Origin of the sequence: Flavobacterium psychroterrae, assembly GCF_018380615.1 — a bacterium.
Taxonomy (GTDB): Bacteria; Bacteroidota; Bacteroidia; order Flavobacteriales; family Flavobacteriaceae; genus Flavobacterium; species Flavobacterium psychroterrae.
Genome location: NZ_JAGYVZ010000008.1, coordinates 166,748 through 179,758 on the forward strand (window position 1 = coordinate 166,748; position 13,011 = coordinate 179,758).

Sequence of the window (13,011 nt, forward strand, 5' to 3'; positions counted from 1 at the left end):
AGTATTTTTACACGTATTAAATTATTGAAATGCAGAATAACATAAGAAATATTCTATTTTACAATAATGTCAAGATTAGTATAAACCAACAATTTTTATTATGTTTAGATATAGATTCGGGAAAAATAGAAGTCCATTTGATAATGACGATTTTTGGGAAAGAAAAGATGCTACAGGACAAATGCTGGAAGCCCGAAAAAGCAATAATCGCCACGAAAGTCTCTTTTCTTCTGATTATAAATTCTTTACTGATGGTCCAAACAGAATAGCTTTTGAAGGAGAACTTTATTTTGATAGTAAAGAAAATACAATTTATCGAGGAAACAGAGATGGTACCTGGACAAAAGCAACACAATTGAGTGAAGTTGTAGTAACAAATTTAATAGCAAAATTAGCTACCAGCGATGGTATAAGAATTTTTGGATATGGTGGCGACCCAATTGCAGGAAGTGGGAATTTAGGAAACGATAGAGGTTCCGGATCTTTTAGTGCCCCCGGACATGACTTTAATACTTGTTTGGATTTAGGTTATTTATTAGGGAAATTATTCCCAAATTCATCAATGATGAATCCGTGGCTTTTAGAGTTTGAAAATAGATTAAAATATAGCACTCCTAATAATCAGCCGCCAATTTCAAAAAATGCAACTATATCTGATCCTGAAATGATTTTAATGTCATTGTATAATTATAAATCTACAGACGTTTTTGGAGGAAATCATTCAGTAGTTCACGAAAAAAAAATAAAAGATACACTTGTAAATCCTTCTCAAAAAGAGGATATTGATATAATTAATGAACATAATCGTAAAGAAGCAGAGAAAGAAATGAAATATAAAAATAGAGAATTTCAAAAAAAACTAGATAATTTCAAAGGTTAATTAATGAAAAAAAATATTTTAGTATCAGCATTAATTTGCTTACTATTTTCTTGTTGTTCTAAAAAGACAGTAATTGAAAATGAATTAAGTACAATAGGAATTAATAAAGAAAATTATAATGTAATCGACACTATTTTTTATGAAAGTAAAAAAATAAAAACATTACGTTTTTACAAAGCAAAATCAGATTATAGTATAGTTGGATTTTACGAATCGGGAAAAAAGAAATCAATTGCCAATATTAAAAATGATAATCAATTTTATGATACAATTACTGATTGGTACGAAAACGGAAAACCCAAATGGATTCGTAAATATGATAATAATGGAACGCAAATAGGAAAAAACACAAGTTTTAGAGAAGACGGAAGTCTGGAACAACAGTATGATAATGACACAAAAGAATCGACTGATTACTGGGTAAATGGAAAGCCAAAATTTAAATACATAGAAAACGTATCGCAAAGTTATCATTACTTTAATGGCAACTTAATGGAAAAATATACACAAAAAATAAAAGATGAATATTACGTAGAATATTTTAATGAAAATGGCGATTTGGTTTTTACAGGACTTTATAAAAAAAAGATTTTATTTAAAGACAATACAAGATATAACGGAAAAATCATTTGCTATTTCAACAATGGAAAAATTTCACACTTCGAGAATCTTGTAAACGGAATTCCGGATGGGAAATCCTATGCTTATTATGGTAATGGAAATCTAAAATATGAAAGAGAAGTAAAAAATCAAGAAGATATTTTTTATAAAGCTTATTACGAAAACGGAAAAGTTAATTTTATTCGCGATCAGGTAAAAAACACTTTTACAAAATGGGACGAAAAAGGTAAACTAATAGAAGAAGTTTCGCTTTGATAAATTCTCTTGATAAAGTTGTGGAACTTTACGAACGTTTGGTTCAGGTTGAAAGAGAAAAAGTTGAATTTATGGAAAAATTGATTAAAGGGAAATAATATTCTTGGTGAGAGAATTTTTTATATATAAAATGCGCAATGAGAATTGCGCATTTTTTTTGGTTTTATTAATGATGATAGCACTATTATACTCTTTTATTACTTGAGTTTTCTATAGAACATTTTTATAAATTATAAATTTTCAATATCAATTACATTTTCATCTCCAAACCAACTTTTTATATTATTTAATGCGCTATCACACATTTCAGACAAAGCTAACACAATGAGATTTTCTTTGGCTCTCGAACATTCAACATAAAATAAGTTTTTTGTTCTAATTTTTCGATCTTCTTTTTCTTCTGTATCATTGAAAAAATTTTGAAAATTGTAATCTGTTTTAAATTCAGTATCATCAATTACAGTCAAAACATTTCTATATTCTTCGCCCTTTGTACTATGTTTGGTTGAAAACACAGTATTATTTTTTTTATGCTCAAAAAAATTAATTATTTCTAAATATGGCAAATTCATAAAATCATCAACAAACTCTTTATCTCGCTCTGTTCTTTTTTTATCTTCATTGTCATCTTCTAAAGTTGTTAAATCCACAGAGACTCGCTCTAATAATTTATTTAATCCAGATGATTTTAAAAGAACACTCTTTTGTTCAATAAAATCAAAAACTTCTTTTACCGTTTTTGTTTTCCGAACTTCAATTAATTCTTCTATTATTTTTGTAATTAAAATTTTATGCGAATGTTTTAAAATATTTCCATTAAAAAAGCTACTGTTTTTTTTAAGAAATCGAAACACTTCATTATAATTTTTTATTTTCCAAAAATATATTAAATGCTCTATTCCAACCTCTCGTTCTTGGGACGTTTTTTTATCAATATATCCCACTAAATATTTTATAAAAGAATGATTTCTATCTAACAATTGATCTTTCGTTCTTTGTCCATATCTTTTACTGAAAATTTGATATAAAGCTTCGAATTTTGCCCTTTTTGCGACTCTGCTATTTGTAATAATTAATATTTTATCGTCACTATCATCATCAAAATTCCATTTATTTTCCTTTAATTTAGTTAAAACTTTATCGTAATTTTTATTTTTATAAGGCTCAATTCTTTTCTCATATTCTGTAACACCTTCGTCTTTAACTCTATCATTAATACCTTTAATTTCTTTCTTTGGATAATTTCTACAATATATGAACTTAACAGATCCTTTTAATTTTGTCTGAGGTTCCTGTTTAATATTCTTTCTGAAATTATTCAATAATCTAATAACTTCAATAGAAGAACGATAATTTTCCTCTTTCTTAACTAATTCAAGTTTCTTACCGGCTTCATTTTCTAAATCAAAATATTTTTCTAAATCTCCTATTCCAGAATCATAAATTTTTTGATGGGAGTCACCAAAAAAACCTAAAATAATTCTACCCTTATTTCTTTCTAATAAAAAATCTATTAAACTTATTACAGTTTCTTTTGCAGTATCCTGATATTCATCAACTAATAGAAAAGGATATTTTTGCGCTAAAATATTTGTAAGCAAAATATTGTTTACAAACATCATTTTTGCCAAGATAATAATATCGTCATGATGCAAAAGTCCTTTTTCGAAATCTTGAAATGCAGGATCCTCGTATTTAATTTCTTCAATATTTAAAATTCTTTCAGATAAATTTGCAATATATTTAATTTCAAATTTTGCTAATTGAGCACCTTTTAAAGTAGCTTTCTTAAGAATTCTTTCGCTATAATGAATTTCATTTAGCTTACATAATTCTATTTTTAATTGCTTTTGATATGGTTTAATACAATCCCATAAAAATTCATGTATTGTTGAAACTAAAACTAACGGATTATGTTCTAACCTCTCAATAATTTCGTTCTTTGCCACATTGGTATAAGTTATACATATTATTCTTTGATGATTAAATCGAATATCTTTTCCCTTATTTTCAATTAAATAATTTAAAGTTTGTATAAGTGTATAAGTTTTCCCAGACCCTGCCCCTGCTTCTAAAACAAAACTTTTTTTGTTTTCAATATGCTCTACTATTTGTTTGAATGCATCCATATTATTTTTCAGATATATTTACCATACATATTCCCGCTAACCACTCCAAGCCCTCTTTTATATACAAAGGAACTTCCCAATTCAGACCTGTCTCTTTTTCATCAAAAGTCATTAAATCAAATGAAAAATTAGTTTTTGAAGAAGAGCTTTTAGGTCTTAAATCCCATGGAGTTTTTATAAGAAGATTTTCTGAACTATGCTGATTTATTAATGTAAACAAAGATTTGACTTTTTTATTGATAGCATCTTTAGTATATTCAGATTTAAAAAAAATTAAATTTTTATTTATAATTGACTCTTCTAAACTCCTTCCAACATAGGTATTGCTATGTTCAGCAATTTGAAATGCTACTCTTATAAATTCAGTATCAAATTTTTCTTCTTCATTACAATTTATCAATTCATCAATTGTATTTTTTTTTGGAATCCAATCTTTTAATGTTGAATTACATGTTTCTGCGTTTGCAAAATCTGTTTTACATTCCTCTCCATTCCCATCGACTGAATCTATATCAGTTATTATTAAGGTTTTTACCTTTATAAAATGTAATAATTCTTTAAACTTTTGAGTATAAGCACCTCCAACTTCCAAAATTGAAATATATTCATTGTTTAAACTATTTGCTACATTGTTGATCATTATAGGTAATAACATTTTTTCTGTTACTCCCTCAACCATTATTACTTTATCAGCAAAGAAAATATCACATTTATGAAGATTAAGATATTGTTTTAAAAAACGAAAAGTTTCTTTGTCACTTTCTTTATGTCTAAAATTATTAAAATCACTAATTTCAAGTCTTCCATCGATCTTATTAAAATAACGAATTCTATCAAATCCCTTATCTAAGTCTATTCCTGCTTCAGCAATTATATGAGACGAATGTGTAGTTATTATTAGTTGAATATTGATACCTTCTTCTCTAGCTTTATTAATTTTTTTTGTTATTTGTTTAATAAAGACTTGTTGCATTTGTGGATGCATATGTGCTTCAGGCTCTTCAATTAAGATTGTTAGAAATTCTGACTTTTTCTCTTCACTTGAATTTTTAAATCTTTCAATAAAACTAGTTAATTCCAAAACCATAAAGATTAGATTACTATAACCTAAACCATTATAACTCTCAGGAAGATTTATTGATTCGTGTTTATAATAATATTTTATATTATTCTTTATAACCGATTCAGAATTAAATTCAGAATCTATTTCAATTTGCGGAATAGTTATAGGAGTTGAAACTCCAAAATTATTTAAATCGCTAATTACATCTTTAAGAACTTTTTCATATTCGCCTTTTAAAACAATAGACACATTTGTTAAAGTTTCCTCAAGTTTCTTAATATCTTCTTTTGTCTGGTCTCTTTCACGGTAATAATGAGAAAAACCAGTCGCTAATGTTTTATTTTTATCTGATTTTGTATCATCTAACGTTCTAGACGCTTTAATATCTTCAAATGAAACAATTTTTTCAATTTTTGATTTAAAACTCAAATCTATATCTTTTTTAAAATCTGAATCTTTATCAACAGCAAAACATTTAGTTTGGTAAAAAGCTTTTATATTATCTTTTAACCAACGAATTAAACTTATTTCCTGTTTTTCTCTATTCAAAAATGAAAACAATAAACTTAAAGAATTGTTTGATTCATAACTTATTAAAATAGTTGCATCATTTCTATTTTCATCTAAATCAGTTATAAATTCACTCAAATTTATAAGTGAATCGTTTGTAACATCATATTCTACCTCAATAAATAATTGAACTTTAGGCATTTGATTTTGAATTACTTTTTCAACAATCTCCTTACGTCTTTCCGAAATGGAGTTAAAATCAACTTGATTAATAAGTCTAAGTAAGCGATTAAAAATAAAATATGTACTTTGAGAAAAATCTTCAAAAGATATTTCTTGTGTCTTTACAAAAATATTAATTGCCTCAAACATTGAAGTTTTACCCGTATTGTTTTTACCAACAATAAGCGTAATATCTTCTTCTATATTTAAAACCATATTATCTAGTAATCTAAAATTCCTAACTTTTAATTGTTTTATTTTCATTTTCTCTTTAGTTTAATCAAACTTAACTATATTATTTTTCTTAGTATTACGGTAATCCGTAAATAAATATGTAATCCTCATCGTTCAAATGTATATAAACAAAAAGCCTTTAAACCCAGTAAAAATACCTGATTTAAAAGCCTACTTTTTTTGCCACTAAGGCACTAAGACACAAAGTTTTTTTTACACAAAGTTTTTTTTACACAAAGTTTGTCATTTCGACGAAGGAGAAATCACACCAGAAACTCCGTAAAGTAAATCGTCAATCTTTGTCGATCAACTCGTGTGATTTCTCCTCCGTCGAAATGACATAAAATGAGGATAAACCTTTGAACCTTTTAATTCTCATAAAGCCATTTTTGGGCTGTTACTATAACTTGTTGTTCGACAGTATCCAGAGTAACATCTTTATAATACCAATTCACTTTACCTGCTATCAAATCATTCCAGGCATCATCAAGAACATATAAATCGATTATGTCTTGGTCTACAGTAAAGTCGCAATACAAATACAGCATTCTTTTCAGGTTGCCTCTCACATCATCATACTTTACTACTTTATTTAGAAAATATCTTATATGACTTTTTTGAGATTCCTCTTTGTTTTTTGTCGTTAGGTTCAATTCTGAGAGAACGGCTTCGAGATAAGGCTGAACTTGATCAGAATCAATTGGTTTATAGAAACAAGCCAAGTTATAAATGGCTTCACTCTCATAACCCGAATTGATAAGTTCGATTGCCCAGTCTTCGATTAGATCGATATTGAGATATTTATAAAAATGAAAGGTAAGGATGTAATCTGTTAGTATTTCGAAGTCTCTGTTTAGTATTTCCATGTCTGTTTTTTTTTAATCGCGCAATACCGATAGCTATAGGTAGCAGAGGCGCAAAGTTTTTTGTTTCACGCAGATTTAAAAAGATTTAAGCCGATGTTCGCAAATTATTCTAAAAAAATCTAATTTAAATCTGCCGGAATCAGCAATCCCGATAGCTATCGGGAGCGTGAAAAATTCTTTGCGCACTTTGCGTATCCCAATAACTATCGGGATTTCGATCTTTGCGGTTAAAATTACCACAAAGTATTAGCCTCTCTGCAATGCGCCTCCACACTGAAAACTGTGACCGAGACTGACCACTAAAAAATTAGTCTTCTTTACTCCCATCATCCGCCATTCTGACCAATTTAGGTGTAAACTTTGCCACGACATCAACTAAATCTTGTTGCGCTTCCATAACCTGGTTAATATCTTTATACGCCATTGGTGCTTCGTCAAGACCTGCGCCAATAAGCGTTACACCGTGATGTTGCAAGATTGATTTCATCTCGGTTTTCGTGATGGTTTTTATGGCTTGTGTTCGGCTCATTTGCCTTCCTGCTCCATGCGACGCCGAATTTATAGCGTTCTTCTCGCCTTTTCCTCTCACCAAAAATCCTGGTGCGGTCATACTTCCCGGAATGATTCCCATCATGCCTTTTCCGGCTGGGGTTGCTCCTTTTCTATGTACGATTACTTCTTCGCCGTTCCAGATTTCTTTCCAGGCAAAATTATGGTGGTTTTCGACTTTGGCTAAAATGGTTGCACCCAAAGCTTTCTCCATTTTGTTATGGATAATTTCATGACAAGCCGAAGCGTAATCTCCCGCAAGATTCATCGCTATCCAATATTCCTGCCCCAATTGTGAGTTCATATCCAGATATGCTAAATTCTTGGCCACTTCCGGAAGTTTACAAACGTCTTTGGCAATTTTAGTGTAATGTCCGGCAATTGTTGCGCCCATTCCGCGTGAACCTGAATGTGTTAACAAAGCTACATACCTTCCTTTTGGGATATTCAAAACCGCATCGTCTTTTGCAAATTCCATGATTCCGAATTCTACAAAGTGATTTCCACCACCCGAAGATCCTAATTGTGACCACGCTTTATCTTTTAAATTCTTCACAAACGGAGTCATATTAAAAGCATCGTTTTCTAAAACCGCATGATCTGATTTGTACTGTCCGTGAAATCCGTGTCCGGCTCCAAAGATTGAATTGGCAACTAATTCTTTTTTGAATTTGGCTTCATTCTCAAAGTAAAAATCTTCTGCAATATCATAAACCGACAATGCCATTCGACAACCAATATCAACGCCAACTCCATAAGGAATAATAGCGTTTTTAGTCGCTAAAACTCCACCAATTGGCAATCCGTAACCTTGATGCGCATCCGGCATTAAAGCTCCTGCAACGGTTACGGGCAATTGCATCGCAACTTCCATTTGTTTTCTGGCCCCTTCTTCAATTCCCTCTAATCCGTATGCCGAATATGCATTCGGGTTTTGGTTTAAAGCAATAAAATCTTCCGGTTTTTCATTTGCTTTTTCGATTAAGGCAATTGCAAGTTTACTAAAAATCGCATCGTCTATATAATTTTCCGGAGTTGCTAAAACGTTCTTGAAATTGGTCATCATTTCATCACGCTTTAAACCGTGTCTTTTGCTGTTTATTCTTAATGCGATTCCGATTGTTTTTCCTTCTGGGAATCCTAATGCTATTATATCTGTACCGTTTATTTGTGTTTTCATGATTTGTTATTTTTTGATAGTACAAAGGTTGAATGTTACTGCGCAGTTATTTTGCGTAGTTTTTTATTTAACGCAGATTTAAAAAGATTTGAGCAGATGAGCGCAGATTATTTATTTCTAAAAATCCTTTTAAATCTGCTTAAATCTTTTTAAATCTGCGTGAAACATTAAACCTTTGTTCCTTTGCACCTCTGTCCCGATAGCTATCGGGATTGCCTCTTTCCTCCTAATCAATTAATAATTGCGTAACTGCCGCAGCATTTATCGCCCATTTTGCATCGTAAACCTCATCGGCATTTTGATCTTCGGTAATGGTTAAACCTTGCGCTTCCGCTTTAAGTTTTAACAAGCTACCAATATTCAATTTGCTGCTTAGTTTTGCCAATAATGCCTGAACTCCTTTAAAATCCAAACCTTGCACAACCTGACCTCCAAATGTCATCTCTAACCAAACGATTTCTCTTTTGGCTACATCTAACACACCAAAAACCAAACCTTTGGCAACATTTTGCGTCACGCGAACCTGATGATCTACACAAGACGGATCGTATGCAACTCCGGTTTTCTCAGAGATTTTCATCGGGTGTTTGCTGTTCATCCAACCAACCACAAGATTTGGCGTGATACTTCCGTTGCTATAAGCATTGCAGGTAAAAGTTACAAATTTGGCGTTGGCTTTCGCCAAATCATCAATGTTAATGTTGATGTATTCAGCCGTTCCAATTTTATTCGGAATGCTTCTGATATCACCGCTGTGTTTACAACCAACAGTTTCCAATCGGCTAAAAGAACATATATCGGCTTTATCTTCGTAGGCAATATGGCAGCTTAAATCCATATCTAAATGCTGCGCTGCCAAACCTTCACCCCATTGCATAAACAATCTCACTTCGTTACCTTCAATTGGGAAACGTGTTCCCATTAAAACTACCGGTAAATCCTGAACGGTCTCGCTTCTATCGCCAATCGAAACTGGCATATTAAACAATTGCGGATCAATATAGATCGTTTTATTCGGGTTTGCAATTGCTGCAAATCTCTTTTTCATGGCCAATAAACACAACTCTTCGATTTGATTTTTCATCGCCTCTAATTGATCTTCGTTGTACAAATTCAATAAAGCATTTGGTGCAATTCTTTTGTTTGTTCCACCTAAAGGTTTCACGCTTCTTTGCATGTTTTTATCAAAATAATTTTGAGCATACATGTTTAATGTAAACACTAATCTTGCCGGAACTTTATCGATAATTTCTGTAAAATGTGCCACAGTTTCGTCTGCACCAAACCAAAGCATATTCGAGAATAACGAACGTGCAAACAATCCCGGACGTTGTTTTAACAATGCAAATGTTTTATCGGCATCAAATTTCATTCTTGAAGAATTCACTTTACTTTGCCAAACGTCATATACCTGGTTGTAAAATACATCCATTAAAAAAGCTAATTTTTCAAAGCCTTTTCTTTTGCTGTATTCTGCTAAACGCAACGCTCTGATAAAACGAACCCACATTCCTCTTTTAGGGTGCATGATTTCGCACATTGTTTCCACATCCATATCCAGATTATTCAACCAGGATGCAACCATCAAACATTCTTTTCGGGAATATTTAAGTTTCAAATCGTTTGTCGCTGCAATTTTAGATTGCGCGCTTGCATCTAAGAAACCAACGAAATGCAGCGCATTTTTTGATGTTCTTTTAATGATTGTTTTTGGCTCGATAATTTGCAATAATCCTGTATTCTTAAACCATAAATATCTTAAGATATCTGTTGGCGATTTAAAATACTGAGTTGCATTTTCGGCTTGACCTTCTTCGATTAAAACATCGATCACCAACATCAAAGTTTCTTTGATTGCGATATCTGTTTTTGGCAAAGGCAAATATTTCAATGCCATTTTTAAACTATCCACTTGCGTAGCGTCTAAAGCCGTTTTTGATTGCAATAACGATTTATAGAAATCTTCCAATTCCGTTTCTCTCCATAAATCTAATACTTTCAATTTGCTTCCTTGTCCGTAATTTTCGATTTTACCAAATTCAAACGGAGTTCCGCAAAACGGGCAACCATTGTATCGTTCTAAAGGAAAAGTATTGTCGGGAATAATATGTCCGCATTGCAAAGTTGTTCCGTTTTTTGTTTTAAAAACGTTTCCAAAAAAAGTTGCAATATGATCTAAAACAGTTTCTCCTGTTGGGACATTCCATTCTTTTACTAAAGGCGTCCAGTTTTTATCAGTACCTAAAACTTCTTTTAGAACTTCTAAAACTTCCACTTTATAATTTGGGTTTATATTGTTTAAAGCGTGTAATAACGATTCGGAAAATGTAAATCCAAGTTTTGAAACATTGGCCACTAAAACCGATGTTGATCCTGATAATTTTTTGATATCATTCGCAATTATTGCTGATGGAATGAAAATAGCGTTTTGACGCAAACTGATTTTTAATAATTCTTGTGTTTTCATTTTTTTAATTTTTAAAATTTAGATAATGGTGTTTCTGATTTCTACCTAAAAGATTTTGAAGTAAGAAACACTTGACCTTAAATTGGAGTGTAATGGACTAACTATTTTATCTGATGGGTTTCCCCGAGAAGTAAGTTAATCTTGACCCTCCTTTTTTATTAATGATAATTTTAAAACTTGTTCGGATTCGAACCGAAATTAGCCGTGGTCTGAAGTAAGTTTTAATTGACCATTAATAGTGGAACAGGTGGGATTCGAACCCACGACCCGGACATTAAAAGTGTACGAAGTAAGTTTTGATTGACCTGTTAGGATAATTTCAAAACTACCTGCTCTAACCACTGAGCTACTGTCCCATTATAGTTGAATAAAAAGGTAATGGTGTAAGTGTGTACGTGGAAAGTTTTCGAAGTAACTCAAACTTGACCTGCTTTATTCTATTTTTTATTTCTATGAACGTTTGTTTTTATTTCCTGAACAAAGATTTCGATACTACTACGCATTTATTTTGCGCAGTAAAAAAATCTTTTATTTTTTGTGACCCTGATGAGATTCGAACTCATATTCCCTTTCGGGCATTGCGGCTCTAAATACGCTTCCCTACTTTCCCTAACGATTTCGGTGCTTCTGTAAATTCTACCCATTAGTCCGCTCAGGTCTAACCGGAATATCCGCAAACTCTACAGCCAGTATTTTTCTGTAGGCTTTTCCTTTTAAGCTACAAGGCCTTTCGTTTTGACATTACAAAGATTTCAGAACTACTACGCAATTATTTTGCGCAGTAAAAAAAGAATTTTATATTTGAGTAATTATTATTTAGCAAAATCGCGTAAGCCCCATTAGAACGGCACATTTATATTTTTTTTAGATTTAATAAAACCAATAAAGTCCCAGAGGAACGAAATATTTATAGCAATTTTCCAAAAGCATTTTAAGAACCCCAGCGGGGTGACATATTTTATTGATTAAACATAAAAGCCAAAGTGTCGCTCCGCCGGAGCTTTTGATTCTCTTCTAACAAATTGCTATACATATTCCGCTCCGATGGAGCTAATTACAATTCGAAATATAATTATCTATAAATATTACACCCTATAAGACTTGAGATAAGATTTAAACAAAAAACAATATGAATTTACAGGAAATTTATTCTGAATTACTTTCGAATATTGGCTTTTCAGCAAATGACATTCAGAAAAGCTGGTTGGATTTAGAAAAAGCCTATTCTCATAAATCAAGACATTATCATAATCTGACACATATTAATGATATGATTGAATGTTATGAAACTTATTTTGATAAACTTCAAAACCCAAACGAAATATTATTTTCTATTTTTTATCACGATTATATTTATAAGGGCAGCAAAAAAGACAATGAACTCAAAAGCGCCGAATATGCTTTGTCGATTTTGTCTGAAAACATTCAATTTGAGAAACAATTGGTTTTTGATGCTATTTGTGCAACTCAACAACATCAGCATAATGCAAATGAAGATATCAATTGGCTGATAGATTTTGATCTAAAGATTCTCGCCCGAGATTGGAATGGATATCAAATTTACTTTGAGCAAATTCGAAAAGAATATAGCATTTATCCTGATTTTCTATACAAACCCGGAAGAGCAAAAGCTTTGAAACATTTTCTGGAGAATGAATTTATTTTTCAGACCTCAGTATTTAGAGATTTATATGAAGAAAAGGCGAGATTGAATATTGAGAAGGAAATAAAAATCTTGAGTTATTAATCGCGCAATCCCGATAGCTATCGCGAGCAGAGGCGCAAAGTTTTTTCTCTTGCAGATTTTGCAGATTGAGCAGATTTTTTTTGATTGCATATTATGTTTAAAACATCACTTTCGCAACGATAAACCTGACAGGTTTTAAAAACCTGTCGGGTTTGCTGGACGTGATTTTGATACGATTTTATTAACGTTTACAATATCGTAGAGGCGCACAGCAGTGTGTCTTTCGCAACGATTATCCAGTATGTTAGACGCACTGCTGTGCGTCTCTACGGAAAATAGGAATAGAAA

At 31.5% G+C, this 13,011-nt stretch carries 8 protein-coding genes, 1 tRNA gene and 1 pseudogene; 4 read left to right on the forward strand and 6 right to left on the reverse strand.

Annotated features, from left to right (window positions below; genetic code table 11):
- The first annotated feature begins 100 nt into the window (after nt 1–100).
- From KHA90_RS10595 to KHA90_RS25365, 3 genes and pseudogenes are all read left to right on the forward strand, one after another.
- Nucleotides 101–880: a hypothetical protein gene (locus KHA90_RS10595; RefSeq protein WP_213299005.1), complete on the forward strand. Its 780-nt coding sequence runs from the start codon at nt 101–103 to the stop codon at nt 878–880.
- Nucleotides 881–883: 3 nt separating this feature from the next.
- Complete coding sequence (locus KHA90_RS10600; RefSeq protein WP_213299007.1) at nt 884–1,756, forward strand: toxin-antitoxin system YwqK family antitoxin; 873 nt, start codon at nt 884–886, stop codon at nt 1,754–1,756.
- A 2-nt stretch (nt 1,757–1,758) separates the two neighbouring features.
- A pseudogene (locus KHA90_RS25365) lies at nt 1,759–1,854 on the forward strand (transcriptional regulator); the annotation flags it as partial.
- 132 nt (nt 1,855–1,986) lie between these two features.
- Here KHA90_RS25365 and KHA90_RS10605 read toward each other — a convergent pair.
- The 6 genes from KHA90_RS10605 to KHA90_RS10630 all read right to left on the reverse strand — a co-directional run bounded on the left by KHA90_RS10605 (nt 1,987) and on the right by KHA90_RS10630 (nt 11,332).
- Complete coding sequence (locus KHA90_RS10605; RefSeq protein WP_213299009.1) at nt 1,987–3,885, reverse strand: UvrD-helicase domain-containing protein; 1,899 nt, start codon at nt 3,883–3,885, stop codon at nt 1,987–1,989.
- A 1-nt stretch (nt 3,886) separates the two neighbouring features.
- Nucleotides 3,887–5,944 carry an AAA family ATPase gene (locus KHA90_RS10610; RefSeq protein ID WP_213299012.1) on the reverse strand — a complete coding sequence of 686 codons (2,058 nt, stop codon included), beginning with the start codon at nt 5,942–5,944 and terminating at the stop codon, nt 3,887–3,889.
- A gap of 338 nt (nt 5,945–6,282) precedes the next feature.
- Nucleotides 6,283–6,780, reverse strand: coding sequence for a hypothetical protein (locus tag KHA90_RS10615; protein WP_213299014.1), 498 nt, complete (start codon nt 6,778–6,780; stop codon nt 6,283–6,285).
- A gap of 307 nt (nt 6,781–7,087) precedes the next feature.
- On the reverse strand, nt 7,088–8,509 hold the full coding sequence (locus KHA90_RS10620) for an RtcB family protein (RefSeq protein WP_213299017.1): 1,422 nt from the start codon (nt 8,507–8,509) through the stop codon (nt 7,088–7,090).
- 226 nt (nt 8,510–8,735) lie between these two features.
- Nucleotides 8,736–10,976: a hypothetical protein gene (locus KHA90_RS10625; RefSeq protein WP_213299021.1), complete on the reverse strand. Its 2,241-nt coding sequence runs from the start codon at nt 10,974–10,976 to the stop codon at nt 8,736–8,738.
- Between the two features lie 239 nt (nt 10,977–11,215).
- Nucleotides 11,216–11,332, reverse strand: a tRNA-OTHER gene (locus KHA90_RS10630).
- 773 nt (nt 11,333–12,105) lie between these two features.
- Here KHA90_RS10630 and KHA90_RS10635 point away from each other — a divergent pair.
- Nucleotides 12,106–12,723: an HD domain-containing protein gene (locus KHA90_RS10635; RefSeq protein ID WP_213299024.1), complete on the forward strand. Its 618-nt coding sequence runs from the start codon at nt 12,106–12,108 to the stop codon at nt 12,721–12,723.
- The last annotated feature ends 288 nt before the right edge of the window (nt 12,724–13,011 follow it).

What these genes read in the sequence shown, in the direction of transcription:
- KHA90_RS10595 (WP_213299005.1), top strand. Translation starts at nt 101, where the DNA reads ATGTTTAGATATAGATTCGGGAAAAATAGAAGTCCATTTGATAATGAC.
- KHA90_RS10600 (WP_213299007.1), top strand. Translation starts at nt 884, where the DNA reads ATGAAAAAAAATATTTTAGTATCAGCATTAATTTGCTTACTATTTTCT.
- KHA90_RS10605 (WP_213299009.1), bottom strand. Translation starts at nt 3,885, where the DNA reads ATGGATGCATTCAAACAAATAGTAGAGCATATTGAAAACAAAAAAAGT.
- KHA90_RS10610 (WP_213299012.1), bottom strand. Translation starts at nt 5,944, where the DNA reads ATGAAAATAAAACAATTAAAAGTTAGGAATTTTAGATTACTAGATAAT.
- KHA90_RS10615 (WP_213299014.1), bottom strand. Translation starts at nt 6,780, where the DNA reads ATGGAAATACTAAACAGAGACTTCGAAATACTAACAGATTACATCCTT.
- KHA90_RS10620 (WP_213299017.1), bottom strand. Translation starts at nt 8,509, where the DNA reads ATGAAAACACAAATAAACGGTACAGATATAATAGCATTAGGATTCCCA.
- KHA90_RS10625 (WP_213299021.1), bottom strand. Translation starts at nt 10,976, where the DNA reads ATGAAAACACAAGAATTATTAAAAATCAGTTTGCGTCAAAACGCTATT.
- KHA90_RS10635 (WP_213299024.1), top strand. Translation starts at nt 12,106, where the DNA reads ATGAATTTACAGGAAATTTATTCTGAATTACTTTCGAATATTGGCTTT.